The organism is Williamsia sp. Y712, from assembly GCF_059445525.1.
Window position 1 is genome coordinate 1,893,277 of record NZ_JCAIUN010000001.1, and the last position, 24,150, is coordinate 1,917,426.

Consider the following 24,150-nt stretch of genomic DNA (forward strand, 5'->3'; position numbering starts at 1 on the left):
GCGGAGCTGTTTCACATGCAACGTCGACCGGCCGGGTTCGGAGCAATGAGCTGAAATGGTCCTTGTAAATTCGGCGAGAGTAGCTCGACGATACCGGGGCGTGACGATAGGTCCGACTGTGACAGAAGACCGCGAGCGCGGGCCCTGAATCAACTATCTGGGATCGGTGCGCAGGGTCGGGATGACCTTCTCTCCGATCAACCGCACGCTGTCCCAGGATGGCTCCTCCGGCATGCCGCCGCAGAGCGGGTGACTGGTGACCAGCCGGAACTCTTTGCTGCGGCAGCGTTCGATGAGTTCGTCCGGTGTGCAGACGACATATCCGGTGCCGCTTCGAAGTTCGTCGACAGAGGTAGAGCTGTCGCGGACGTGAGAAGCGTGATCACCGTGCCAGGCATCGTAGGCGCGGGCGTCGGCGAGGAGGTATTCGCCGTAGGCGTCCCAGAACTTGTCGGGGTCTTCGGCGCAGAAAACGGTGGACGGTCCTGGTGGTGGTGTCATGACAAAGCCGGGATTCCGGCCGTGGACACGGCATTCGTCGTCGTAGAGTTTGCGGAGTTCGGGGTCGGCGACCTGCGGTGCGAAGCCCAGATCGAGTCGGCCGGCGCGGCGTGCGGCGGCCCGAGAACCGCCGCCGTAGAACAGGAACGGATGTGGCTGTGACAGGGGAGTCGGTGTGACGCGAACCCGTCTGCCGTTGTACTCGAACTCCTCACCCGTCCAGGCCTCACGCAGCACGCCGATGGCGCATTCGATGTCGTCGCCCCGGGTGGTCCAGGATTTGCCGAACTGTTCGTATTCTTCTCGCCGGTAACCGAGACCGAGCGTGTACGACACCCGGCCACCGCTGAGGTTGTCGAGGAGCGCGATGTCCTCGGCCAGGCGCAGTGGGTCGTGCAGGTTCACCACGATCGCCGAGATGGTGATCTGGATTCGGGTGGTACAGGCAGCAAATGCCGAGCCGACGATCAGTGGATTCGGCAGATAGCCATCAGGTGAGCCGTGATGCTCAGAGAGCATCACGGCGTCCTGATCATGGGTGTCGAGATACGTGACCTGCTCCACGGCGCGCTTGAACAGTTCGGCCCGCCCCTGCGGTGTGGCCCCTGGCGCACGAAAGTCGTAGCGCGTCGCGAAGAAGGTCATGTCGACTTGTTCTGCTTTGCGAGTTTGGCCTCGTGCTTCTGGATGACGGAACCGAACATCATGTTCATTCTCGAACCTTGCGGCCATCCCACGTAATAGCAGAGGAACAGGGCGATTTCGAGAAGTTCGTCGCCGGTGATTTCACCGTTGGCGAGTGCGGCGCCGGCCTGGATCTCGGCCACATCGATCTGACCGGTTGCTGCCAGGACGCCGAAGATCAGCAGGCGACGATCACGGAAGTTCAGGCCTTCCCGGTTCCAGACGTCGGCGAAGAGATGTTCGGTGAGGTAGGCGTAGAAGTCACCCGGCCCATCCTGCATCTCGAAGCCGTACACCTTGGCCATCGTGTCCATGCCCTTTTGGCGTAGCTCCGATGTCGGTGGCAGTTCGCCGTTCGAGGAACTCTGTTCGGTTGTCATTTCTTTTCCTTTCCCACGCCCAGGCCGTCGGCGAAACGGTCGAGAGCTACTTCGCCAAGAGGGAGTTCGATGCCGAGTTCGCTGCCCAGGGCCAGCGCCAGACCGAGGTCCTTTTCGCCGAGGTCACGCACGTGGCTCAAGATGTCGTACCAGAAGTCGTCCGGCGGGATGGGAGCTGTGTTGTCCCGCAGGATGATCGAACCGGCGCCCCCGGTGATCGCATCGGTGTGACGGACCACCTTGCCGAGTTTGACGATGTCGATGCCGGCAGCTTCGGCGAGCCGAGACGCCTCGGTGGCGGCGGTGAACGAGATGAAATGCAGTAGGTTGCGGGCCAGTTTCATCTTGGTGCCGGCGCCGATCGGGCCGGCGTGGATGAGCATGTCGGACATCAGTGAGTACGGAGGCTTCAACTTCAGGTAGGCCTCGCGCTCACCGCCGACCATGATGGCCAGACGGCCCTCTTTGGCGCCACCCGCGCCGCCGGAGACAGGTGCATCGACCAGCGAAACCCCCTGTGCGGCACATACCTTCTCCAGATCGATCGCGGTCTGCGGCCCGATTGTGGAATGGATGGCGATGACGGTTCCCGGTGCGGCCGTCTCGAGGATGCCGTGTGACCCGGCGACCACGGTGTTGACCTGCTCGTCGTTGAGGACGGTCACGCCGATGACGGTGGCGGTCTTGGCCACTTCGGCGGGGGAGTCGGCGCGGGTCGACCCTTCGATCGTGGCCTCGGGTCGCGTATCGCAGACCACCAGGCCGCCCGGCCATTTCGCCAGTCGCTCGGCCATCGGTGCGCCCATGTTGCCGAGTCCGATGAACCCGACCGGTGCGCTCTGGTCCGTTGCGATGTCGGATGCCTGTTGTTCGCTCATGATCGGATGATCTGTCCGCCGTCTACGTTGAAGATCTGCCCGGTGATCCAGCCGGCCTCGTCGGAGAGCAGGAACAGACACATGCCGACGAGGTCATCGGGAGTTCCCATGCGCGACAACGGAAGCTTGCTGACCATGTCCTTGACCATGTTGCTCGGGGTGGTCGAGCGGGTGGCCTCGGTGTCGATGGGGCCGGGGGCGATCGCGTTGACGCGGATCCCGGACCCGCCGAGTTCGGTGGCGAGCTGCTGGGTCAGACCGTTCACCCCGACCTTCGCCAAGCCGTAGAAGCCGCTGTACAGCCATGCGGCAGTGGAGGACTGGTTCACGATGGCGCTACCGGGCTTCATGTGGCCGTAGACCGCGCGGGTCACGTTCAATGCGCCGTCGAGGTTCACGCTCATGAACTTCTTGTAGTAGTCCCACGGAACGGTGATCAGAAAGTCCAGCTGCATGCCGCCGTAGATGGCCGCATTGTTCACCAGATAGTCGATCTGACCGTAGGTTTCCAGTGTCGCCGCGGCCAGGGCCTGGGCCGATTCGGGTTCGGCGACATCGGTGTTGACGTACAGACCACCGATGTCGGCGGCCACCTGCTTACCGGCCTCGTCATTGAGATCGGCGACCACCACATTCGCACCTTCGGCAGCGAGCCGGCGAGCGTAGACCTCGCCGATGCCACCCGCAGCTCCGGTGACTATCGCGGTCTTGCCTTCAAATCTGTTGTTGCTCATCAGTCGATCTCCTTATGCAGGTGTCGCTACCGCTTTGATTTCCAAATATTCTTCGAATCCGGCCACGCCCATCTCGCGCCCGATACCGGACTGCTTATAGCCGCCGAACGGAACGTCGGCGGAGTACCAGATACCGCCGTTGATGCCCATGGTTCCGGTGCGTACGCCGTCGACGACCTTCTTGATCCGATCCGGATCGGTGCCCCACACCGCACCCGACAAGCCGTAGGGGGAGTCGTTGGCAATGGCGATCGCGTCGTCGTCGCCGTCGTGCGGGATGATCACCAGAACCGGCCCGAAGATTTCCTCCTGTGCCACCCGCGCGGAGTTCTCCAGCCCCGAGATCAAGGTCGGCTCGATGAAGAAGCCCTTGTCCTTGTCGGCCGGACGCCCGCCGCCGATCTCGATGGTGCCGCCTTCGTCGCGGGCGAGTTGTAGATAACCCTCGATCCGCTCGCGCTGGACCGCGGAGATCACCGGACCGCATATGGTTCCGGGGTTGGTCGGGTCGCCGGCGGGGAGCCCGGCCAGACCGGCCTTGACCAATTCGATTGCCTCGTTGTACTTTTCGCGGGGTACCAGCATGCGGGTGGTGAGTGCACAGCCCTGGCCGGCGTGGGTGACCACGGAGAACGCCGCCATCGAGCAGGCGGCCCCCAGGTCGGCGTCGTCGAGAACGATGTATGCCGACTTGCCGCCGAGTTCGAGGAAGACCCGCTTGAGTGTCTCTGCCGCGGCGACCATCACCTTCTTGCCGGTGGCCGTTGAACCGGTGAAGGAGACAACGTCCACGCGCGGATCGGACGACAGCAACGCCCCGACGCTGTGATCACTCGACGTGACGATGTTGATGACACCGGGCGGGAAGTCGGTTTCCTCGGCGATCACCTTGCCGACCAGCGCCGCACACCACGGAGTGTCGGGGGCGGGCTTGAGCACCACGGTGCAACCAGCGGCCAGCGCGGGACCGATCTTCGCGAAATTGATCTGGTGTGGGAAGTTCCACGGGGTGATTGCACCGACGACACCGGCCGCCTCACGCTGCACCTTGCGGTGGGTCTTGATGCCCATCGGCTTCGCGCGGCCGAGGTCGGTCTCCCACTCGTAGCTCTCGGCCAGGTCGGCGAAGTAGCCGAGATCGGCGATCGGTCCTTCGAGCTGTGGGCCGGAGGTCAGGAATGCCGGGGCGCCGACCTCGGCGATGGTGATCTCGCGGAGTTCTTCGATGTGGCCCTGCAGCGCGTCCCGGAGTTGGCGCAGGCAATGTGCCCGGAAGGCGTGGTCGACCGGCCACGTGGTGGTGTCGAACGCGGTCCGAGCGGCGCCGATGGCGGCTTCCATGTCCTCGGTGGTGCCGTCGGCGGCGTGGCCGATGACCTCTTCGGTTGCCGGGTTGATGATCGCGAATGTGCCCCCCGATCCAGGCACCAACTTCCCATCTATCAGCAGCTCGGAGCTGGTTTCTGGTCTGAGCGACATTGCTGGTCTCTCCTTCGTGGATGGCTGGCTGGACACGTGTCTGGACTGTGGTTTGAACGTAGTGTAACGTCACTGTCCATGTCCAGTCCGGTTTCTTTCGAATCCACTCGCCGCCGACTCACAACCGCGCAGGCAGAGACAGTCACCAAGCTCACCGAGGCAGCGGTCGAAGTTCTTCGTGAGGTCGGTTACGACGCCCTCACGGTGCGGTCGGTGGCCAAGCGTGCCGGGGTTGCCCCGGCAACCGCCTACACATACTTCAGCTCGAAGGGGCACGTCGTCGCCGAACTGTTCTGGCGCCGGCTGGCAGAGGGCATCACCGAACCCGATCCGTCTGCCCCCCGTGCTGACCGGGTGGCCGTTGTGCTGCGTTCGGTGTCCCTTGCGGTCGACGACGATCACCATCTCGCGCGGGCGGTCACCGCATCGCTGTTGGGTTCCGACCCCGACGTCGAGCATCTCCGGCTTCGGATCGGCGTGTTGATCCGGCAACGAATCTCAGATGCATTGGTCGGTGATTCGGGTGAGGCCGTCGACGAAGGGGAGCTCGAAGCCCTCGAAATGCTGTACTCCGGCGCTCTCGTCCGCGCCGGCATGGGTTACGAAACGTATTCCGCCATCGCCGATCGGCTTGTCGCCGCGGCAAAACTACTGCTGGAGCGCTGATGACCGTCCCGACGAAGCTCTCATTTGATCCGTACGACTACAACTTCCACGAGGATCCCTATCCCACCTACGCGCGGCTCCGGGCCGAGGCGCCGGTGTATCACAACGCGGACATGGACTTCTGGGCATTTGCCAAGCACGAGGATGTCCGCAACGGGTTCCGGGATGCTGCGCGGTTGTCGAACAGCTGGGGTGTCTCACTCGACCCGGCGGCCTATGGACCCGACGCACACAAATCGATGTCCTTTCTGGCGCTGGATGATCCGAAGCACATGCGGATCCGCAAGCTGGTGTCGAAGGGCTTCACCCCCAAGCGGGTTGCCGAACTCGCCGACCGGATCGGTGAACTCACGAAGCAACACTGGAGCCGTTGCCTGGAGATGGGTGAGTTCGACTACGTCACCGAGTTCGCCGGTCTGTTGCCGATGGATGTGGTCTCCGAGCTGCTCGACGTGCCGGTGAGCGACCGCGCCAACCTGCGGACCCAGTCGGATCTGCTGATCCACCGCGACGAAGGCGTGTTCGACGTCCCCGAAGCGGCGATCTACGCCTACTTCGAATTGACCCGCTATTACACCGAGTTGCTGGTCGACCGCCGCAAGAACCCCGGCACCGACCTGGTCTCGGCGCTGCTCGACGCCGAGATCCTCGACGACGAAACCGGCGAGAAGACCAAACTCACCGACGACGAGATCATCGGTTTCATGATCCTGATGATCGTCGCGGGCAACGAGACCACCACCAAGTTGTTGTCCAATGCGGTGTACTGGGGCTGGCGCTTCCCGGATCAGCTGGCGATTCCGATGGCCGACCCCGAAACCGTGCCCCAGTGGACCGAAGAGACTCTGCGGTACGACAATTCGACGCAGATCGTGTTGCGTCGCGTGCTCGAAGACGTCGAATACGGCGGTTACACCATCGCCGCGGGTCAGCGGGTGCTGCTGCTCCTCGGATCGGCCAATCGCGACGAGGATGTCTTCGACGACCCCGATCGCTACCTCATCGGCCGGGACAGCTCGCAGACACTCACCAGCTTCGGTCTCGGCACCCACTTCTGCCTGGGAGCGCATCTGGCGCGCCTGGAGGCGAATGTGGCCCTGGAACAGATCGTGCAGTCGATCAACCAGGTCGACATCGATATCGACAACGCCGTCCGCGTGCACTCGGTCAACGTCCGTGGATTTGCTTCGCTCCCCATGAAGGTGAAGGTGCGCTGATGCCCCGTTTCCCCGCTCATCCCGATCGCCGTCCTGTCATCGTCGCCGGCGCGTCGTCCGGCATCGGTGCCGCAACCGCGGTGATGTTGGCCGCCGCCGGATATCCGGTTGCCCTGGGCGCCAGGCGGGTTGCGAAGTCGCAGGAGTTCGTCGATCAGATCGTCGCCGCGGGTGGTGAAGCGGTGGCATTGCCGCTGGACGTCACCGACGCCGAATCGATCGATGAGTTCGTCACCAAGGCCGAAGCGCAACTCGGACCAGCCGAGATCGTGGTCTCTGGTGCAGGCGATCTGGACCCGGGCCGTGTGCACGAGTTCAGCAACGACGATTTTGCCGCCCAGGTGAACATTCATCTGCTCGGTGCCCAACGGATCTATCGGCGTGTGGTCCCGGAGATGATCGACAGGCGGCGTGGCGATTTCGTGTTCATCAGCTCTGATGTGGTCGAACGTCCGAGGCCTCAGATGGGTGCGTATGTGGCAGCCAAGCGCGGGGTCGAAGGCCTCGCCGAAGTGGCCCAGATGGAACTCGAAGGCACCGGTGTCCGGGCCAGCCTCGTCCGTCCCGGACAGGTGATGACCGGCATGGGCATGAACTTCACGCCCGAGGTCGCCGAATCCGTTCTCAACGACTGGATTCCGTGGGGCCTTGCGCGGCACAGCAATTTCCTCAAGCCAGAACATCTGGCCACCGCAGTTTTGACGATCGTTTCCATGCCTCGCGGAGCGCACATGCGCCTGGTCGAGGTCGAGGCCGAAGCCCCGGTCCCCCGTATCGAAGGAGACAAGAAGTGACTCTCACGAAGCCAAAGCGCGTATCCGGTGGCGAAGGCGAACACGGACACCTCGACGAACTGGCCAGCGACCCGATCGGCCTGTTCTGGCGGGTTCGCGAGGAGTGTGGTGATGTCGGGGTATTCCAGCTCGCCGACCGCGAGGTGGCCCTGGTCTCCGGTGCCCCCGCGAATGAGACGTTTTTCCGCGCTTCGGAAGAGGACCTCGATCAGGCCGCCGCCTATCCGTTCATGACGCCGATCTTCGGCGAGGGCGTGGTATTCGACGCGAGCCCCGAACGTCGGTCGGAGATGCTGCACAACCAGGCGCTCAAGGGCGCTCACATGAAGCAGCACGCCATCACGATTCCCGAAGAGACCGAGCGCATCATCGCCAACTGGGGCGACGAAGGTGAGATCGACCTCCTGGAGTTCTTTGCCGAGCTGACCATCTACACGTCGTCGGCGTGCTTGGTGGGCAAGAAGTTTCGCGAACAGCTCGACGGCCGGTTCGCGCACCTCTACCACGACCTCGAGAAGGGCACCGACCCGATCGCGTACGTCGACGCCTACGCCGACATCGAGAGCTTCCGCAAGCGTGATGCCGCCCGTGTCGGGCTCGTGGAATTGGTGCAGGAGATCATGGACACCCGGATCGCGGGGGATCCGCCGACCGATGAAGACCGTGACCTGCTTGATGTGCTGATCTCGATCAAGGACGACGAAGGCAACCTGCGCTTCACCGCCGACACGATCACCGGCATGTTCATCTCGATGATGTTCGCAGGCCACCACACCACTTCGGGCACAGCCGCGTGGACGTTGATCGAACTTCTCCGCCATCCGGAGTACATGGATCAGGTCACCGCCGAACTCGACGAGATCTACGCCGGCGGAGCGGAATACAGCTTCGGCGCGATGCGTCAGATCCCCAAACTCGAGGCGTCACTCAAAGAAGCGCTGCGGCTGCATCCGCCTCTCATCGTGCTGATGCGGGTCGTCCAGCACGGGTTCGTCGTCGAGGACGTCGAGCTCGAGCCCGGACAGTTGATCGCGGTCTCACCGGCGATCTCGAACCGCCTGCCCGAAGATTTCCCGAATCCCGACAGCTTCGACCCGGACCGCTACTTCGAGCCCCGGCAGGAGGACCTGGTCAACCGCTGGACCTGGATCCCGTTCGGCGCCGGCCGGCATCGTTGTGTCGGAGCGCAATTCGCGATCATGCAGCTCAAGGCGATCTTCTCGGTGTTGCTGCAGAACTACGAGTTCGAGATGGCCCAGCCGCCGGAGTCGTACAAGAACGATCACTCGAAGATGGTTGTGCAGCTCGCACAGCCGTGCAAGGTCAAGTACCGCAAGCGCAACAGGTAGAACCCAGAGCTGCGGTGGAGGTGGTTCCTGTGAAAATCGAAGTAGATCTGGACCTGTGCCAGGGGCACGGCATGTGTGAGATGGAAGCGCCCGACATCTTCGAAGCCGAACGCGAATCGGTGAAACTGCTTGATCCCCAACCAGATAGCAGTCATTTGGCAGACGTGGAGCGTGCGGTGCGTTACTGTCCGACCCAAGCCCTCAAAATTGTTGAAGAATGAAAGTTGGATACTCCCATGTCATTTGAACGCGCTGAACTCGACGAGATGGTGGAGCGTTGGCTGCAGGCCAACATCGATTGCGAGAAGACCGGCGATTGGCGGCCGCTCGCGGAGTACTACACCGAAGATGCCACCTACGGGTGGAATTACGGTGCCAAGCATGACTTCATGGCCATCGGCCGCGACCAGATCCGCGACTATGCAATCGGTTTCGAGATGGACGGTCTCGACGGCTGGACGTACCCGTACCAGACCTGGGTGATCGACGAGAAGACCGGCGACATGATGGGTCTGTGGAAGCAGATCTTCGAGGCCACCCGCGACGACGGCACCCACTACGGACTCGAGGGTATCCAGGGCAGCTGGTTCAAATACGCCGGAAACTTCCAGTGGGGATGGCAGCGCGACTTCTTCGACTACGGCAACGTCACCGCACTGTTCATGGAAATGATGACCGACGGTGTGATGAGCAAGGGAATGCAGGGCCGGATCGACCGGGTCATGAACGCCAAAGAGCTTCTGCCGGGCTGGTATCCGCTGGGCAAGACTCCAGTCGAGATGTGGTGACGACTCGATGTCGTACGCAGACCTCGATCGCCCGACATTGGCCAGACTCCTGCCGGAGCTGCTGCTCTCGGGGCAATTGATCGACCGTTCCGGAATGGCCCACTGTATCGGTGCTTTCGGGCGGGAAACCATGGCCCAGATCGCGATCGAAGAGTGGATGGCGGCCAGCCCGGTTTACACCAAACGGATGCGTTCCGCGTTGCAGATCGACGGCGATGGCGTCGCGGACATGTTCAAGTGCCTGCAGCTCGACATCGGTGCACCGCCGCAGTTCATGGACTTCCGGTACACGATCTTCGACGATTACCACGGTGAGTTCGTCCTGAATCATTGTGGCGCACTGATGGATGTCGAGCCGATGGGCGACGACTACGTGACCTCGATGTGTCATGACATCGAGGATCCGACCTTCGACGCGACCGCCATCGCCACCAACAGGCGGGCGCGGATCCGTCCGATCCACCGGCCACCACGGCGGCCGGCGGACCGACATCCCCACTGCGCGTGGACGGTGACCATCGAACCCGACCGCGACGAACTACCGTTGCCGGAGCAGTCGATCATCATGTCGGCGACGCGGGCGGCGAACGTCGAACTGTCGCCGATCATCGCAGGCGGCGAAGGCCACGACGACTACCGAGGCCCGGTCTGGGACGATCTGCGGTTCGCGGACTGGTCACACTCTGCGCTGATCCGGATGGCGGAAGAGGTTGCGCTGCAACACCAACTGCTGGCGCTCGGGTTTGCGATGTCGGTGCGGGAGAAGTCCGAGGACGAGGACCAGGCCGACAGTATCTTCCGCAAGCAGCTGACCGGCATCTCGGGCCTGACGGCTGATCGACTGCGCCACTGTCTGGGCGTGGAACAAGACGCCGAGGGGCTGGCAGCGGTGTTGCGGATTCACCCGATCCTGGGGCCCGAACAGTATGTCGGCGCGCAGGTGTCGATCCATGGCGCGGGGGACGATGTGACGGTTCGGTTGCGGCTGCCGGGGAACTCCGCTGCGATCGCCGACAACGGATGGATCGCATACATCGATCCCGAACACCTCGAGCCGGTACTTGCGATGTCGTCGGCTGTACATCCCACGTGGTCCTCGGTCTCCGGTCATCTCGAGGGGGATGACGTGGTGATCGAGATCGCTCGCGGTGAGGCGATCAAGGAGTCCGGCGAGGTCGCCATCGCACGCTTCAGCGGCGGCGCGACATTCGAGTTCGCGGACCGCGGGATCCCGTTGTCGATCACACCGGTCTCAGCGGTGTGAGTTCGCAACACCTGCAGGGCAAGCGGGCCGTGATCGCCGGATCCAGTCGCGGCATCGGCCTGGCGGTCGCGAGCAAGCTTGCCGCGGAGGGTGCATCGGTGGTGGTCAATGGCCGCGACGATTCCACAGTCAAGGCCGCCGCAGCGCAGATTGTCGACGGTGGCGGCGTTGCCGTTCCAGTGGTTGGCAACGTCGCGGAGGAGGACGTCGCGCAGGAGATGGTGTCCACCGCGATGCGTGAGTTCGGTGGGCTCGATGTGGTGATCAACTGCGCCGGTGTTGCCGAACCGGAGGGATCGTCGATCCTGACCATGAGCACCTATGAGTTCTTTGCCCAGCTCGACGCGCATCTGGTCAGCACCTTCGAACTGGTGCGCGCGGCCGCACCGATCCTCGTGGAACAGGGCCGCGGGGCGGTTGTCACCACCGGCTCGGCGGCGTCGGCAGGCAACTTCGGAGGGACGGGGTACCCAGCCGCCAAAGGTGGGGTCAACAGTCTGTCGCTGGCGCTGGCCGCGGATCTGCGTCCCCATGGTGTGCGGGTCAACGTCGTCTGCCCTGGCGGCAGAACGCGGTTGTCGACGGGCGCCGGATATGAAGCTCATATCCGGGACCTGCACCAGCGCGGCCTGCTTGACGAGTTCACCCGCGACGCCGCGCTGGATCCGGCGCCGCCGGAGTACGTGGCATCGCTGTATGCCTATCTCGCAAGTGATCTGGCCGACGGCATCACCGGCCAGATCTACAGTGCAGCAGGTGGTTTCATCGGAAAGTATCCGGCTTTCGAGCCGGCGTTCGTGGCCTACCGCGGCCACGATCCCGAACCGCCGTATTCGTTGGCCGAACTGCAGGCCATCCTCGCCGATTGAACTTGGGTTCCGTGCGCGTGATAGGCATGTTTTCATGACGCAGACGAAAGATCCCATGGAAGTACTCGGCATCGAACACGTTGTCGACGACCAAGGGGCTCGGACGTTCAGCCAGTTCCTCGGGACCGATGTCGTCGATCATCGGGGGATCGCCGGGATGTCGTCGTATGCCACGTTGGCGGAAATCGTCGGCGGCAATGCCTTCTATCGCTCCCATCCGGAGGGTTCGGCGACGGTTCAGGCGCGGTTGTCGTTGTCCGCCCCCGTCCCGGCGAGATCTGGCAGTCGCGTGCGAGGCACAGGCCGCCTGGTCGGTGCCACCGGTGACCACGGGGTCACCTCTGCCGAATTGGTCGACGATGCGGGCACCGTGGTCTGTGTGGCGACCGGGCGGGGTGTCCTCGTCCGCCGTGCCATCGGGGAAATCCCGGAGCTCGAACTCGGCAGGCAGGTCGGTGCGAGCGAGGATCGCGAACAGTCGTCGCTGCCGGAGCCCCTCGACCCGGATCTGACCGGCAGGCAGATCCTGGCGGGTCTGACGGACGGTTCGATTGCTCCCGGGCCGATCCAGCGTCTTCTGGGCCTGCGCGTCGCTGCTGTCGGTGACGACGTGGTCGAGCTCGCGGTGACGCCGAGTCCAGGCATGGCGAATCGGATGGGCACGATGCATGGCGGGATCGTGACGTCGATCATGGCCGAAGGTTGCTCACTGGGTGCCGAGCTGTCAGCCAGGGCAGGCGGCCGTTACCAGGTGTCCGACCTCACCGTGAGTTTCCTCCGTTCACCCGCCATCGACCAGGGCGACTTGACGGTCACGGTCCACGCTGTGAAGTCCGGCCGCAGGATCTGTTCTGTCACCGCGACCATGAGTCACCCGGACGGCACAGTTGTCGCCCAGGCAACCGCCGACGCCATCGCCTGACCTGCCCGGCGGAAGCGCGGAGGCACTACCCGACCACGAGTGCGCGCAGTTCCTCGGCGAGATCCGGGGTGGCCGCGACGATTCCGCTCCAACGGCGGGTGAGGTCGGTATCGAACTCGATGGGGCGTCCGTAGGCGTCGATGACGGCCCCACCGGACGACTCGACCAGCACAACCGCGGCGGCGATGTCCATGAGGCGGTGCGTGTCACTGCCGGCATCGAGGAATGCGTCGACGGCTCCGGTGGCCACGAATGCCGAATCGATGGTGCTGCAACTGAGGATTCGGACCCTGGTGGCGCGCTTGGCAACCCGGGACCAGGCGTCCCAGTTGCGCTCGTGAGGACGGAGCACGGAGACGGCGGCATTCGCGACGCTGGTGCATCCACTCGTGCGGTAGGGCGAGGCAGTTCTCGAGGCCCACCAACTCTCGCCGGTGTGGAGCCAGGTGGTCATCGCTTCGACGAACACCCCGTCGACGACCACTGCCGCGCTGAAGCAGGCCAGGGGCACCCCGGCGGCAGCGTTGGCCGACCCGTCCACCGGATCGATTACCAGCGTGACGGCAGATCCGACGTCGACCCATCCGCGCTCTTCCGACAGCACGTTGACGCCTGCCGCGGTCGAAGCATCGATGATCGCGTCCTCGACGAGGACGTCGATGAGCATGGTGGGGGTCCCGTCGGCACCCTCCATCACGACCGAACGCAATTCTTCTCGGGTGTGGCTCTGGATGGCCCGGCGATGGGCCTCCATCGCCGCATCCGAGGCCGCCTGGAGCGCGGAATTGGTTCGGGTTCTGACACTTTCGATTGAGCTCACGGAATCTCTTTCATCAATTGGGATTTCACGACATTGCACGACGCATCCACATGGCGATGCCTTCGACGACCATCACCACGGCGAACACCATCAGGACGATGGTCGTGACCACGTCGAACTGCATGACGCGGGCAGCGTTCATCAGGTAGAAACCGATGCCGCCTGCACCGACCACACCGAGGAGTGTCGCTGCGCGGATGTTGACGTCGAGTTGGTAGAACAGGTGCGCGATCAGCGCCGGCGCGGACTGCCGCAGCGTGGCTGCAACGAACACCTGGCTGCGGCTGCTACCGCCTGCGGTGACGGCTTGTTGTACCCGGACGTCGGTTTCCTCGAGCGAGTCGGCGATCAGCTTTCCGAAGAGGCCGACCACGCCGACCGACAAGGCCAACGCCCCCGCGGTGGCACCGAGGCCGGTGATGACGATGAAGATGATCGCGATGATGAGGTCGGGGATTCCGCGGACCAGGACGATGATGATGCGGAACATTCTGGCGATACCCGGCGTGGGGGACACGTTGCGTGCCGCCAGGACACCGATGGGAATCGCCAGAATCAAACCGAGAAAGGTTGCCGCCAGCGCGATCTGGACCGTGATGATCAGCTGCGCGACCAGTTCGTCCCAGATGCCGCCGGTGCCGGGTGGGAAGAACAGTCCCAGGGTGGTCGAGGTCGTGGCCAGGCCATCCAGCACGCGGGAGAAGTCGATCTTTGCGCCCCAGGTCGCCAGGACAAGAGCAGCCACGGTGAGCCCGATGTAGAGGGTTCGCCGAATGCGTTCGCCGGTCCACGGTGGGCTCACCCGGTACTCGCCGGATTTGGTGCGCACGGCGGTTTGTGCGGTGCCGACCTCGGCGTCGAGCCAACCACCGGAGGAGCGGGTCACGCGTCGCCGCAGACGTCCCCACAGGTTTATGCGCGTTGGCAGTTGTTCTCCGAGTAGGGATTTCCTGATCGCACCGGAGATCATCTCGACTGCGACGCAGAGTGCGACGACAAACAGCGCCAGCGCCATCCCTCGTTGGTAGTTGAGGGTCTTCATCGCAAGAGACAGTTCCATGCCGATGCCGCTCACCCCGACGTAACCCAGAATCACCGAGGCGCGCAGGTTGATGTCGAAGCGGTGCAGGGCAATTGCGACAAATGCCGGAAGTGCCTGCGGGATGACTCCACCGGTGATCTGTTGCCACCAGGTGGCGCCTGCGGCGCGCAGGGCGTCGCGAGGGCCTGCGTCGGTGTCCTCGATGGCGTCGGCATACATCTTGCCGACCATGCCCACCGAGTGGACTCCCAGTGCCAGGATCCCGGCGACGGCGCCGAGGCCGAACAGCCGCAGATACAGGATGGCCAGCACGATCTCGGGAACCGCGCGGGTGATGACGATGATCACCCGGGCGCCCCACTGCAGCGGCGTGCCTGCGGTGGTGTTGCGGGCTGCCATCAGGGCGACGGGCATGCTGAGCGCGACACTGAGGGCGGTCGCGCAGGTGACGATGGCCAGGGTCTGACCGGTCATGGTGAGGATTTCATCGACCGGCGGGAAGTCGAGCGGGAACATCCTGGAGATGAAGTCGGTGGCGTTGTGGAAGCTGTCCGCAAACGTTGCCAGGTTGATCTTCAGGGACGCGATCGACCAGATGGAGGCGATCAACCAGACGGCCATCACCACGCTCACGCCGATCGAGGTGGGGGACGGGCGGGGAAGAGTGTGCGGCAGGGAATCCCGGGTCTTGTCGGGCCGCTGTGGTGAGAGAACGGACACCGGCGTCAAACCAGTTGCGGTGATGTCGGTGAGGCGACGCTCGTGTAGATCCTCATCGCCTCTTCGCGGCTCATCCCCTCGACCACCTTGTCGAGAACGACCCGGCCCGAGCGCAACCCGATCAGGCGGTGGCCCCAGGACAGTGCGAGCTCGACCTGATGGAGGCTGCACACCACGGTCAGGTTGTCCTCGGAGGCGATGCGCGAGATCAGTGCCATCACCTGGACCGACGATTCCGGGTCGAGGGATGCGACGGGCTCGTCGGCGAGAAGAATCTTCGGGCGCTGAATGAGGGCCCGGGCCACCGCAACTCGCTGCTGCTGGCCGCCGGACAGCGTGTCGGCCCGCTGAAATGGCCGGTCGGCGAGCCCGACTCTATCGAGTTGTTCCATGGCGGCCAGGCGTACCGACTTCGGATAGGTGAACAAACCGAAACGTGGTCCCCGCAGAGCACCGAGAGCACCGGTGCACACGTTCTCGAGGACGGACATGCTGCCGACCAGATGGAACTGCTGAAACACGAATCCCACCTGGCGGCGCAGTTCGCGTAGCTCGCGCCCGCGGGCGGTGCCCACGTTGTGCTCGAGTACGGTCACCGCGCCGTCGGTGGGGAGATGCAATCCGTCCAGTAGCCGCAGCAGGGTCGACTTACCCGACCCCGACAAGCCGAGCAAGGCAACGACCTCTCCCGGATGAATCTGGAGTGATACGTCGTCGAGTGCGCGTACCTGCGGGCCGAAATCCTTGGTCACATTCTCGAGAACAATCGATGGTGTGAGGATGCGGTCGATGGACGCGCCGAGCGCGGCATGGTCGGAGTCGGTCATCGGGCTCTCCCTGCTGTGGAGGATGTTCGGACGGGGCTGGTTCGGTGCGACTGGCCTTGATCAGCCCTGGCAGGCTTCGGCTTTGGTGGTCTCGCAGACTTTGCGGACACCGTCGTAGATGCTGTCGTTCACCGCCACGTAGCCATACTCGACGTCGTCGGGGAGCGGGCAGGATGCCTCGTCATCGCAGTAGCCCGCCGCCACCAGTGCCGGTCGGGTGAGTTTGTTCTGGAAGATGTCGGTGAGTTGGGCCTGGAGCCCGGGTGAGAGGTCGCCGGAGATGGCGATCGGGCTCGCGGCGATCAAGTCGGACTTCCACAGCGTGGTGATGTCGCCGGGCTTGATCTGGCCCTTCTCGATGAGGACCTTGTCGACGATGGTGTCGTAGGCGAATCCGGCGTCGCACTGGCCACTGTTGACCGCCAGTACAGACGCATCATGGCCGCCTGCGAAGACCGGGGTCACGTCCTTGACGGGGTCGATGCCCACCGCGAGGAGTCCGGCAGAGGGGTACAGATACCCGGAGGTCGAGGAGGGGTCGACGAAGCAGATGGTCTTGCCGCGGAAATCTTCGAGGCTCTTGATGTCTGACCCGGACTTGGTGATCGCGTACGACTGGTACCCGGGCTCCTCGTCGGCGGAATTGACTGGGACGGCGACTGGATTCGTGTTGACGCCACTGTCTTTTGCAGTGACATACGAGAACGGACCGTACGCGGCGATCTGGATCTTGCCTGCCCGCTGCCCCTCGATGACCGCGGCGTAGTCGGTGGCGTTCTGGAACTCGACCTTGAGGCCGGTTTCCTTTTCGATGACCGAGCCGATGGTGGCGTACTGCTGCTGAAGGCTCTGTGAGTCCTCGGAAGGAATGGACGCCAGGACCAGCGTTGTCGGATCAGAACTCGTCGAAGCGTCCGAAGAGGACGTGTCAGCTGCGCTCGAGCCGCAAGCGGCGAGCGCGAAAAGGGCTGCGGCGCCGCAGGCGATGGTGGCCAGTGAGCGGTGTGGTCGGCTACCCATGAAGGTGTGCTCCTTGTTGTCTGTAATCAGGTATTGCTGAACCCGGATTCAGGAGGGAAGTCGGGCAAGTGACTGGGACTCGCGGTGGGTGTGAAAACGCGGTCGGAACTGAGCGTCCTCTACCGCGGCAACGAGTGGGACAACCCTGGATGAACCAGACGAAACGGCCAGGCGTCGGTAACCGAAGGTTGTCCCACAAAGCTCTCGGTCAGATCCCGCGCAGAACGGAACGGACGACGGGACAACCGTGTTCGACTCCCACCAGCACCATGTCGGCGCGCTGCCCGGGTTCCAGAGCGCCCCGGTCGGTCAGGCCGACGGCGGTGGCGGGACCACTGGTGATCAGCGAGACCGCATCGTGCAGAGCCATCGTCTTGTCGGTGGCGAGACTGAAGGCGGCACCGAGGAGCGATGAAGGCAGGTAGTCCGATGCCAGTGCCGTGACCAATCCCAGTCCTGCGAGCTCCACGGCGGAGACGTTGCCGGAGTGGGAGCCTCCGCGCAGGACGTTCGGGCCGCCCATCACGACGGACATACCCCGGTCACGCGCTTCTCGAGCTGCCTCCTCGGTGGTGGGGAACTCGGCCACATTGCCACCGCGCCGCGCCAGGTCGGCGATCTCGACGGCTGATTCGGGGTCGTGCCCGAAGATGCGGACGAAGCCGGTCGCCGCGCTCCCGGCCAGCCAATCCATCGCCTCTTCGCGAACACCGATGTTGCTTTCCCGTTGGCGCGCAACGTCATCGACGATCGCGCGGGCGGCGTCATCGGAGATACCGCGCATCCCGGCGATGTACCGCTCGTAGAAGGTGCGGTCGGCGTACTGCCCGATGCCCGGGGTGTGGTCTTCGTGAGAGATGACCGCAGGCAGGGTGTCGCTGATCTGACCGACAGCGCACTGTTGGTCGTACCGGTGACGCAAGGCCGCGAGTCCGGCAGCGGAGCGGACGTCGAGGCGATGCAGGACCCGGTGATCGACCAGCCGTCCATCACTCTCGCGGCCGTTCCAGGCATCGATGGCCTCGCACATCGACACCGCTGCGTGGACGCTGCGCTGCTGTGCCGACTCCCGGTCGGAGAACGATGCCCCGTGAAAGACGGTGGTGACGCCTGCGGCGCGCAACTTGCCCTCGAAGGACATCATCGAGAACATCCAGGGCAGTTCGGCTCCGGGACGTGGCATCCGTTCACGCTCGAGTCCGTCGGAGTGCACGTCCACAAGTCCGGGAAGGCAATACAGCCCGCCGCCGTCGACGTCGATCGGTGATCCGGTGACCATGGGTCCGGCCTCGACGATCCGTCCGTCGCGCACCACGATCCGGGCGTCGTCGAGGACCTCGCCGGGCAGGATCGCCCGGACGTGTCCGAGCACATAGTTACTCGGTGCCTGTGGCAGTGACCAGGCCGTGGGCCGGGAGAGTGTCTGAGTTGATTCGGTCATGCTGCTGCCTCCAGGACTTCTGCGGGGGTACCTTGCTGAGCTATGCGACCGTCGCTGAAACGGATGACTCGGGATGCCAGCTGCCGCATGGCATCCAGATCGTGAAATACCGCGAGGACGGCAACACCCTGTGCCGACAGTGACGCGATGAGTTCGAGTGCCAGTTCGCGGTTGGCGGGGTCGAGGGCGGAAACCGGTTCGTCGAGGAGTAGTAGCCTGGGTGGATTGACCGTTCCTGCAGCAATATTCACCCGCTGACGTTCTCCACCGGACAGAACGCTGCAGTCGACGTCCCACAGCGCTTCGTCGAGGGCGAGTCGTCGCAGCGAGGCTGCGGCGGCGTCACGGGCTTCCTCGCGCGACATTCCGCGCCGACGGCCCGCTGTGGCAACAACTTCCAGTGGGGCGGTGCGGGGCGGGGCGGATAAGAACTGAGAGACGTAACCCAGCTCCCGGCCCCGTATCCTGGCCATCTCTCGGTCTGGCAGCGAAGTCAACTCCACCGTCGCCGACCCGGTGTTCAGGGCGACTGTGCCGGAATCGGGGAGGTAGCTACGGTGCACACATCGCAGCAGGCTGGACTTGCCTGCGCCGCTGGGGCCGGCCAGCGCCACGTGTTCCCCGACTGCGACGTCGAGGTCGACGCCGTGCAGTGAGGTCACGGTGCGACCGTCAATGGTGTGCAGGGTGAACGTCTTACGTAGATCCCGGACGGACAGTACCGGGGTGTCGGTGGTCGGATTCACTGCTTCATTCATCGTGGGTGTCACCTTCGTGCAGCCGCAACGAGCCGCTGAGTGTAGGGGTGGTGTGGATCTTGGAAGAGCTGATCGGTCAGACCGTTCTCGACCACGCGGCCGACATTCATCACCAGACAGCGGTCGGTGAGGGCTTCGATCACGGCGAAGTCGTGGCTGACCACAACGGCTGCGGTGTCGCGCTCGGCGAGTAGCTTGCGCAGCAGGTCCAGCACACCCGCGGCGACAGAGGCGTCGAGACCGGTGGTGGGCTCGTCGAGCAGGAGAACGCGCGGGTCGGTGGCCAAGGCCTTTGCGATCTGCACACGCTGCCGCATGCCTCCGGAGAAGTGCTTGACCGGATCGTCCATCCGGTCGAGCGGGACCTCCACCTTCTCGAGCAGATAGGCTGCGCGGTCGCGGATCTCGTGATAGTTCCGCCAACCGGCCGCGGTCAGACGCTCGGCGATGTTTCCGCCTGCCGATACGTTCATCGTCAGCCCGTCGGCCGGATTCTGGTGGACGAGTCCGAGGGTGTCGATCCGCAGGGCGCGGCGGGCGGCCGCGTCGAGACCGAAGATGTCGGTGCGGCCTCCGTCCACGGAGGTCAGGAACATCGACCCGGATGTGGCGATGTCCTCGCCGACCAGGCAACGCAATACGGTCGATTTGCCCGAGCCGGATTCGCCGATCAGACCGAGTGCTTCGCCGGGCGCCACATCGAAGTTCACATCCCAGGCGGCGACGATCGCGCCGGTGCGTGGGCTGATTGCCGTGCCGGCCTCGGGGCCGGTACCGGGTACCGCCTCGGCGCCGCCCGGTCCGTGGATCTTGCCGACGCCACGCGCTGCCAGCGTCCAACCCTCGGCGGTGGCCTCGGCCGGGCGGCTCACCGGTTCGCGGCGCTCGCGGACCGTGGTCGCTGCGCTGCCGCGGACTCGACGCGAGGTATCGGGCAAGAAGTGCAGCGGTGCATACGCCGTGTGCAGTTCCTGATCGACATCGCCGTCCAGTGTTCGCGTGCACCACTCGATGTCGCTGCAGGCCAGCCGGTCACCGGGGGCTTCGACAAGAAACGTGTCGGCGGAACCGCAACGGGCGCAGCGCTGTTGGGTGCTTCCCTCGACCTCGAACGGCACGTCGTCGAAGGTGATCGGCTCGACCGTTGTGTACGGGGGTACCGCAAAGATCCGCTTCTCGCGGCCCGCGCCGAACAGTGTGAGATGTGGTGCGTCGTCGAGGCGGGGCACATCCCAGCGGGGGATGGGGGTGGTGATCATGATGTACCGGCCGTTGACCAGCACTGGGTAGCCGGTGGTCTTGGTGATGACACCATTGCGCACCAGGTCCTCGTAGAGGCTGACCCAGATCATCGAGTAGTCGGCCTCGGAGTGCATGCGTGCGCATTCGCGTACCGACTTCTGCACTCCGCGTAGTGGTTCGGCGACGGGAACTTGGAGAACGAGGGTCTGGCCCTCGGTCATCGGTTCCTCGGGGATCCGGTGACGGCTCTGGATCACGGTGGACTCGCGCGTGTCCTGGGTCTGCAGGCAGCGTTCACTGTTGACGATCAGGCGGCGCAGATTGGTTGCGTTCACCCCGTCGTCGTCACCCTGGTCGATGACCTTGACGGTGTCGTCGGTGCCGAGCATTCCGAGGGTGACCTGCAATCCACCTGAACCCCAACCCCGGGCGACCGGCATCTCACGGGATCCGAAGGGCACCTGGTAACCCGGAACACAGACCGCGGCGAGGGTGGCACGGCGGATCTCACGTTTGGAACCCTCGTCGAGAATGCCCTGCGGATACGCGGCGGAATCGATGGTCGCCAGCACGTCGGATGTGGTGGCGGTTGGCGATGTGGTGACGGTGTCGGTGAGCGTCATCAGCAGGTCCTTCCAATGGGTTCAGCGGGGCGGGCAGTGTCGTCGTCGACACCGCGGACGGCGCGTTTGCGGTCGATCATCGAGCGGAACGTGACGTAGTGCGGGAGCTTGAGATGCTCGAGGAATCCGCAGGAATCGAGTCCGTCGGTGGTGAGCAGCAGTACCTGTTCGAGACCGGCGGAGTCGCCGTATCGTCGGCACGCGATGTCGAGGTTGGCCATGGCGATGGCCTTGCGTTCGTTGTGTCCGAAGCAGAGTCCATATCCGACGTCGAAGCGGCTCCGGTCCTCGTCCGGGCCGTCCAGATCTTCGATGGCCTCGCATTCGGAGGCCCGAATGTGACCGAGCTGCACCGGTTTTCCGGTATGAGGGTGGAGAACTCGGAGGGGGAGACGACCATGCCGTACCTCACCGAGGGTGACCTCGTGGAAGTTGCCTTCGGTACCGCGGATCGAGCGGTACCAGGTACCGATGAGCGAACCGGTTTCGGCTCGCGCCATGCTGGCCAGAACGGCCGACCGGGGTGCAGGCGGACGCGCGGGATGACGTGAGATGTCAAAGGGCGCATCGTCGGTGTCGACGTCGGAGGGCCGATTGTCGACAAGAAGATCCATCTCGCGGAGCATGTCGGAGAACCGTCGCGGGTGACGCTCGGACTCGGTTCGTTCGGTCTGGCCGTGCTCGGTCTGGCCGATGACCGCGGACGTCGACTCTTGGTTCCGGTCGAGCATGCGTCCGGTGTAATCGCTTGTGCGGCCGAGGAGCTGGGGGCCGTCGGGTACGCGGTGCGCCGGGACGATTCGCCGCAGCACCACCATCTCATCGGGGTCGATCGGCTCGCTCACCGCCAGTCGGGGCAACGTGGACTGGTGTGCGCGGACCAGGTGGGTGGCCTCGATGACGTCACCCTCGGCCTGCCGCAGCGCATCTGCGGCTGTTTCTTCGTGGTAGAGGCTGCCTTCGCCCATCACCCGGTCGACGGCCAGGCGCATGCGGCCGGTGATCTGCTTGGTGGTCAGCCACGGCGCCGGGTCCTGATTCCTGGCACCGCGAACCAATGACTCTGCGGCGAGGATCGCATCCAGACCGCCTCGTGCTCCCGAATATCCCATGTCAGTTGGCCTTTGCGGTCGGTGTGTTGAGGTCGACGTTTGGAGTCGGGGTGTGGTGGTCGACGTTTGGAGTCGGGGTGTGGTGGTCGACGGCGTGGACCACGGTGGTGCGGGGTATTCCGACGAGCTTCCCGTCGGCACTGACGAACAGAAGGTCGACCCCGGTGGGGAACTCCGAGACCAGTCGGCGCCGCACGTTCCAGAAGTCAGCGGAGATACCGCGCGGCGCGAAGTCGATCGGCGAGGCGACGCCGGGGCCCTCGATCGCCACCCGCCTTCCGCCGGACAAGGCGTCGACGGACAGGATCACGGTGGCGGCGGATTCCGGGCTCAGTGGAGTGCCCACCGACACCGCACCGAACTCGTGATCGGTCAGTGGTCGTAGCGCTGTCACGAACTTGGCTGTGTCCAGTGCGGCAGCGGGGGCTCCGGTCGCGACGGACAACACCGAAGCCCATGTGCCAGGCGACTCTTCGATCAGGTGCGTGCCCGTCTCGAGGTCGGCAAGGGCCAGCGCAGGCAACATCGCGGCCGGGTAGGTGCTCTGGGGCAGTGTCTCGACGATCCCCGGCCGTGCAAAGGCGTTGAGGATGGCGCGGAAGATGCTCTGCGACACGAGGGGATCAACGCCAACCCCCAGGGTGGTTCCGGTGAACAGATCGGTCATCAGGTCAACTCCTCGAATTGGACGACGGTGGGCGCCAATTGGGCCCACTCGCCACGGTCTGCGAGCTCGAGATCGGCTTCGACGCGGGAACACAGTTCGATCACCCTTGAGCTGATCGGACCGCCGGCCTGGACTTCCGCATCGCAGATGGCAGCGGCCAGGGTTGCGGCCCGGTTGTCTCCCATACGCATTGCCCAGCCGTGAGTTCCGGCCAGACTCACCTCGGCGCGGCAGGCCAGGACGTCGCCGAGAAAGAACCGGTCGTAGGCGATCGGCTCACGGACCTGCGCCGCGATCGTCCCGATCTCCGGTGCGGTGAGAACTGTGAGCTCGGCGCCCGATGCCAGGGCTGCGTCGGCGAGTTCGACAAGGTCTTCCTCGGCGGCCACAGCGAGTAGCTCGGCGATCCGTTCCCGGCTGTATCCCGTGGATGTCATTTCCATGCAACTTCTTTCGTGTCGGTGGTGAGGTTGTTGGTGTCGCGGTCGGCGGGCGATGTACCGATTTCCATGACGACCCGCACGGAATCGCCCCGCATCCAGCCCTTGCTGTAGGTCAGTGCCCTTCCCGAATCGGCGTCACGGTTCACGCTTTCGACCACCCAGACCGGGGTTGCGGTCACCAGTTGCAGGCGTGCCTGGATCTCGGGTGGTGGAATATCGGAGGCGGTCCGGCACCAGGATCGAACCGAACGGACGTGGCCCATCTGGCGCAGGACCTCATCGAGTGATTCCTCGACCCGCATACCGTCGGCCAATTGGGGGACCACATCTTGAGAGATCCACTCCGAGGCGAATCCGGCGACCATGTTGTTGATGTAGTTCAGTCGCATCATGTGATGCGCCGGCGTGGCTGGCGCCAGTTCGAGCATCTCGGCACATTCCGGTGGCAGCGGTGCCAACGAATGTTCGAGCAGCACGGTACGAGGTTCGGCGCCCGCGCTTCGGACTGTGCGATGCCAGGACGGTCGGCGGTCGCGTGAGATCACGTAGTCGATGCGATTGCTGACAAATGTGCCACTGCCCTGAACGCGTCGCACGAGGAGCCGACGTTCCAGTTCTTGGAGAGCGGCGCGAGCGGCGGCGCGACCGACATCGAACCTCCGCATCAACGTGTGTTCGCTGTCGAGTTTGGAGCCTGGTGCCAAGCCGTTGACCTCGCATTCGAGCTGGTCGGCGATGATGCGATATCTCTGCTCGGTCATGCCATGACTGTGTCGGCCCGAGTTGTACGGACAACCACACGACAGGTAACCGGGAGGGAAACGCAGTTGAACGTGTAAGTAAGTTGTCCGGCACCAAGAAAACAAGCACATGTGCTTGCTTTTGTGGGTGGCCCGTGTCACGCTGGCTG

25 protein-coding genes are annotated in these 24,150 nt (G+C 64.2%); 9 read left to right on the forward strand and 16 right to left on the reverse strand.

Translation table 11 applies throughout. The annotated features are described in order from the left end of the window. Window positions 1–153: 153 nt before the first annotated feature. The 5 genes from AC1D75_RS08765 to AC1D75_RS08785 are packed head-to-tail and all read right to left on the reverse strand — an operon-like array spanning window position 154 to window position 4,656. Complete coding sequence (locus AC1D75_RS08765) at window positions 154–1,146, reverse strand: LLM class flavin-dependent oxidoreductase (RefSeq protein ID WP_495514878.1); 993 nt, start codon at window positions 1,144–1,146, stop codon at window positions 154–156. Beyond that, window positions 1,143–1,565, reverse strand: a complete 423-nt coding sequence (locus AC1D75_RS08770; protein ID WP_495514879.1) for a carboxymuconolactone decarboxylase family protein — start codon at window positions 1,563–1,565, stop codon at window positions 1,143–1,145. Before AC1D75_RS08770 ends, AC1D75_RS08765 begins: the two co-directional genes overlap by 4 nt. Continuing rightward, a complete protein-coding gene (locus AC1D75_RS08775; RefSeq protein WP_495514880.1) occupies window positions 1,562–2,443 on the reverse strand; it encodes an NAD(P)-dependent oxidoreductase in 882 nt (293 codons plus the stop codon). The genes AC1D75_RS08770 and AC1D75_RS08775 overlap by 4 nt, the downstream gene beginning before the upstream one ends. Further along, complete coding sequence (locus AC1D75_RS08780; RefSeq protein ID WP_495514881.1) at window positions 2,440–3,177, reverse strand: SDR family oxidoreductase; 738 nt, start codon at window positions 3,175–3,177, stop codon at window positions 2,440–2,442. Before AC1D75_RS08780 ends, AC1D75_RS08775 begins: the two co-directional genes overlap by 4 nt. A 12-nt stretch (window positions 3,178–3,189) precedes the next feature. Next, window positions 3,190–4,656, reverse strand: a complete 1,467-nt coding sequence (locus tag AC1D75_RS08785; RefSeq protein ID WP_495514882.1) for an aldehyde dehydrogenase — start codon at window positions 4,654–4,656, stop codon at window positions 3,190–3,192. 78 nt (window positions 4,657–4,734) lie between these two features. Here AC1D75_RS08785 and AC1D75_RS08790 point away from each other — a divergent pair, with 78 nt between their 5' ends. The 9 genes from AC1D75_RS08790 to AC1D75_RS08830 are packed head-to-tail and all read left to right on the forward strand — an operon-like array spanning window position 4,735 to window position 12,525. Continuing rightward, window positions 4,735–5,322, forward strand: a complete 588-nt coding sequence (locus tag AC1D75_RS08790; RefSeq protein ID WP_495514883.1) for a TetR/AcrR family transcriptional regulator — start codon at window positions 4,735–4,737, stop codon at window positions 5,320–5,322. After that, window positions 5,322–6,539: a cytochrome P450 gene (locus AC1D75_RS08795; protein ID WP_495514884.1), complete on the forward strand. Its 1,218-nt coding sequence runs from the start codon at window positions 5,322–5,324 to the stop codon at window positions 6,537–6,539. Before AC1D75_RS08790 ends, AC1D75_RS08795 begins: the two co-directional genes overlap by 1 nt. Then, window positions 6,539–7,333 (forward strand): SDR family oxidoreductase, encoded by a 795-nt coding sequence (locus AC1D75_RS08800; RefSeq protein WP_495514885.1) that lies wholly within the window; start codon window positions 6,539–6,541, stop codon window positions 7,331–7,333. The genes AC1D75_RS08795 and AC1D75_RS08800 overlap by 1 nt, the downstream gene beginning before the upstream one ends. After that, window positions 7,330–8,682, forward strand: a complete 1,353-nt coding sequence (locus tag AC1D75_RS08805; RefSeq protein ID WP_495514886.1) for a cytochrome P450 — start codon at window positions 7,330–7,332, stop codon at window positions 8,680–8,682. The genes AC1D75_RS08800 and AC1D75_RS08805 overlap by 4 nt, the downstream gene beginning before the upstream one ends. Window positions 8,683–8,711: 29 nt before the next feature. Continuing rightward, a complete protein-coding gene (locus tag AC1D75_RS08810; protein WP_495514887.1) occupies window positions 8,712–8,903 on the forward strand; it encodes a ferredoxin in 192 nt (63 codons plus the stop codon). Window positions 8,904–8,918: 15 nt separating this feature from the next. Beyond that, window positions 8,919–9,470 carry a nuclear transport factor 2 family protein gene (locus AC1D75_RS08815; protein ID WP_495514888.1) on the forward strand — a complete coding sequence of 184 codons (552 nt, stop codon included), beginning with the start codon at window positions 8,919–8,921 and terminating at the stop codon, window positions 9,468–9,470. A gap of 7 nt (window positions 9,471–9,477) precedes the next feature. Next, entirely contained in the window at window positions 9,478–10,734 is a 1,257-nt protein-coding gene (locus tag AC1D75_RS08820; protein ID WP_495514889.1) for a hypothetical protein, read from the forward strand. Then, complete coding sequence (locus tag AC1D75_RS08825) at window positions 10,731–11,603, forward strand: SDR family NAD(P)-dependent oxidoreductase (RefSeq protein WP_495514890.1); 873 nt, start codon at window positions 10,731–10,733, stop codon at window positions 11,601–11,603. The genes AC1D75_RS08820 and AC1D75_RS08825 overlap by 4 nt, the downstream gene beginning before the upstream one ends. 34 nt (window positions 11,604–11,637) lie before the next feature. Continuing rightward, on the forward strand, window positions 11,638–12,525 hold the full coding sequence (locus AC1D75_RS08830; RefSeq protein ID WP_495514891.1) for a PaaI family thioesterase: 888 nt from the start codon (window positions 11,638–11,640) through the stop codon (window positions 12,523–12,525). Between the two features lie 25 nt (window positions 12,526–12,550). Here AC1D75_RS08830 and AC1D75_RS08835 read toward each other — a convergent pair whose 3' ends face one another. The 11 genes from AC1D75_RS08835 to AC1D75_RS08885 all read right to left on the reverse strand — a co-directional run bounded on the left by AC1D75_RS08835 (window position 12,551) and on the right by AC1D75_RS08885 (window position 24,001). After that, the gene (locus AC1D75_RS08835; protein ID WP_495514892.1) at window positions 12,551–13,345 is read right to left on the reverse strand and encodes an inositol monophosphatase family protein; all 795 of its coding nucleotides are present in this window, start codon (window positions 13,343–13,345) and stop codon (window positions 12,551–12,553) included. 25 nt (window positions 13,346–13,370) lie between these two features. Further along, the gene (phnE, locus tag AC1D75_RS08840; protein ID WP_495516018.1) at window positions 13,371–15,008 is read right to left on the reverse strand and encodes a phosphonate ABC transporter, permease protein PhnE; all 1,638 of its coding nucleotides are present in this window, start codon (window positions 15,006–15,008) and stop codon (window positions 13,371–13,373) included. Window positions 15,009–15,112: 104 nt separating this feature from the next. Next, a complete protein-coding gene (phnC, locus tag AC1D75_RS08845; protein ID WP_495514893.1) occupies window positions 15,113–15,934 on the reverse strand; it encodes a phosphonate ABC transporter ATP-binding protein in 822 nt (273 codons plus the stop codon). A gap of 60 nt (window positions 15,935–15,994) precedes the next feature. Then, a complete protein-coding gene (locus tag AC1D75_RS08850; protein WP_495514894.1) occupies window positions 15,995–16,954 on the reverse strand; it encodes a phosphate/phosphite/phosphonate ABC transporter substrate-binding protein in 960 nt (319 codons plus the stop codon). A 208-nt stretch (window positions 16,955–17,162) separates the two neighbouring features. Beyond that, on the reverse strand, window positions 17,163–18,395 hold the full coding sequence (locus tag AC1D75_RS08855; RefSeq protein ID WP_495514895.1) for an alpha-D-ribose 1-methylphosphonate 5-triphosphate diphosphatase: 1,233 nt from the start codon (window positions 18,393–18,395) through the stop codon (window positions 17,163–17,165). Next, on the reverse strand, window positions 18,392–19,153 hold the full coding sequence (locus AC1D75_RS08860) for an ATP-binding cassette domain-containing protein (protein ID WP_495514896.1): 762 nt from the start codon (window positions 19,151–19,153) through the stop codon (window positions 18,392–18,394). Before AC1D75_RS08860 ends, AC1D75_RS08855 begins: the two co-directional genes overlap by 4 nt. A gap of 8 nt (window positions 19,154–19,161) precedes the next feature. Next, window positions 19,162–21,018 carry an alpha-D-ribose 1-methylphosphonate 5-phosphate C-P-lyase PhnJ gene (locus AC1D75_RS08865; protein WP_495514897.1) on the reverse strand — a complete coding sequence of 619 codons (1,857 nt, stop codon included), beginning with the start codon at window positions 21,016–21,018 and terminating at the stop codon, window positions 19,162–19,164. Further along, window positions 21,018–22,130: a carbon-phosphorus lyase complex subunit PhnI gene (locus AC1D75_RS08870; RefSeq protein WP_495514898.1), complete on the reverse strand. Its 1,113-nt coding sequence runs from the start codon at window positions 22,128–22,130 to the stop codon at window positions 21,018–21,020. Before AC1D75_RS08870 ends, AC1D75_RS08865 begins: the two co-directional genes overlap by 1 nt. A gap of 1 nt (window position 22,131) precedes the next feature. Next, a complete protein-coding gene (gene phnH / locus AC1D75_RS08875; RefSeq protein ID WP_495514899.1) occupies window positions 22,132–22,797 on the reverse strand; it encodes a phosphonate C-P lyase system protein PhnH in 666 nt (221 codons plus the stop codon). Next, entirely contained in the window at window positions 22,797–23,234 is a 438-nt protein-coding gene (locus AC1D75_RS08880; RefSeq protein WP_495514900.1) for a phosphonate C-P lyase system protein PhnG, read from the reverse strand. The genes phnH and AC1D75_RS08880 overlap by 1 nt, the downstream gene beginning before the upstream one ends. Then, the gene (locus tag AC1D75_RS08885; RefSeq protein ID WP_495514901.1) at window positions 23,231–24,001 is read right to left on the reverse strand and encodes a GntR family transcriptional regulator; all 771 of its coding nucleotides are present in this window, start codon (window positions 23,999–24,001) and stop codon (window positions 23,231–23,233) included. The genes AC1D75_RS08880 and AC1D75_RS08885 overlap by 4 nt, the downstream gene beginning before the upstream one ends. Between the last annotated feature and the right edge of the window lie 149 nt (window positions 24,002–24,150).

What these genes read in the sequence shown, in the direction of transcription:
- AC1D75_RS08765 (WP_495514878.1), bottom strand. Translation starts at nt 1,146, where the DNA reads ATGACCTTCTTCGCGACGCGCTACGACTTTCGTGCGCCAGGGGCCACA.
- AC1D75_RS08770 (WP_495514879.1), bottom strand. Translation starts at nt 1,565, where the DNA reads ATGACAACCGAACAGAGTTCCTCGAACGGCGAACTGCCACCGACATCG.
- AC1D75_RS08775 (WP_495514880.1), bottom strand. Translation starts at nt 2,443, where the DNA reads ATGAGCGAACAACAGGCATCCGACATCGCAACGGACCAGAGCGCACCG.
- AC1D75_RS08780 (WP_495514881.1), bottom strand. Translation starts at nt 3,177, where the DNA reads ATGAGCAACAACAGATTTGAAGGCAAGACCGCGATAGTCACCGGAGCT.
- AC1D75_RS08785 (WP_495514882.1), bottom strand. Translation starts at nt 4,656, where the DNA reads ATGTCGCTCAGACCAGAAACCAGCTCCGAGCTGCTGATAGATGGGAAG.
- AC1D75_RS08790 (WP_495514883.1), top strand. Translation starts at nt 4,735, where the DNA reads ATGTCCAGTCCGGTTTCTTTCGAATCCACTCGCCGCCGACTCACAACC.
- AC1D75_RS08795 (WP_495514884.1), top strand. Translation starts at nt 5,322, where the DNA reads ATGACCGTCCCGACGAAGCTCTCATTTGATCCGTACGACTACAACTTC.
- AC1D75_RS08800 (WP_495514885.1), top strand. Translation starts at nt 6,539, where the DNA reads ATGCCCCGTTTCCCCGCTCATCCCGATCGCCGTCCTGTCATCGTCGCC.
- AC1D75_RS08815 (WP_495514888.1), top strand. Translation starts at nt 8,919, where the DNA reads ATGTCATTTGAACGCGCTGAACTCGACGAGATGGTGGAGCGTTGGCTG.
- AC1D75_RS08820 (WP_495514889.1), top strand. Translation starts at nt 9,478, where the DNA reads ATGTCGTACGCAGACCTCGATCGCCCGACATTGGCCAGACTCCTGCCG.
- AC1D75_RS08830 (WP_495514891.1), top strand. Translation starts at nt 11,638, where the DNA reads ATGACGCAGACGAAAGATCCCATGGAAGTACTCGGCATCGAACACGTT.
- phnE (WP_495516018.1), bottom strand. Translation starts at nt 15,008, where the DNA reads ATGGCCGTCTGGTTGATCGCCTCCATCTGGTCGATCGCGTCCCTGAAG.
- phnC (WP_495514893.1), bottom strand. Translation starts at nt 15,934, where the DNA reads ATGACCGACTCCGACCATGCCGCGCTCGGCGCGTCCATCGACCGCATC.
- AC1D75_RS08850 (WP_495514894.1), bottom strand. Translation starts at nt 16,954, where the DNA reads ATGGGTAGCCGACCACACCGCTCACTGGCCACCATCGCCTGCGGCGCC.
- AC1D75_RS08855 (WP_495514895.1), bottom strand. Translation starts at nt 18,395, where the DNA reads ATGACCGAATCAACTCAGACACTCTCCCGGCCCACGGCCTGGTCACTG.
- AC1D75_RS08860 (WP_495514896.1), bottom strand. Translation starts at nt 19,153, where the DNA reads ATGAATGAAGCAGTGAATCCGACCACCGACACCCCGGTACTGTCCGTC.
- AC1D75_RS08865 (WP_495514897.1), bottom strand. Translation starts at nt 21,018, where the DNA reads ATGACGCTCACCGACACCGTCACCACATCGCCAACCGCCACCACATCC.
- AC1D75_RS08870 (WP_495514898.1), bottom strand. Translation starts at nt 22,130, where the DNA reads ATGGGATATTCGGGAGCACGAGGCGGTCTGGATGCGATCCTCGCCGCA.
- phnH (WP_495514899.1), bottom strand. Translation starts at nt 22,797, where the DNA reads ATGACCGATCTGTTCACCGGAACCACCCTGGGGGTTGGCGTTGATCCC.
- AC1D75_RS08880 (WP_495514900.1), bottom strand. Translation starts at nt 23,234, where the DNA reads ATGACATCCACGGGATACAGCCGGGAACGGATCGCCGAGCTACTCGCT.
- AC1D75_RS08885 (WP_495514901.1), bottom strand. Translation starts at nt 24,001, where the DNA reads ATGACCGAGCAGAGATATCGCATCATCGCCGACCAGCTCGAATGCGAG.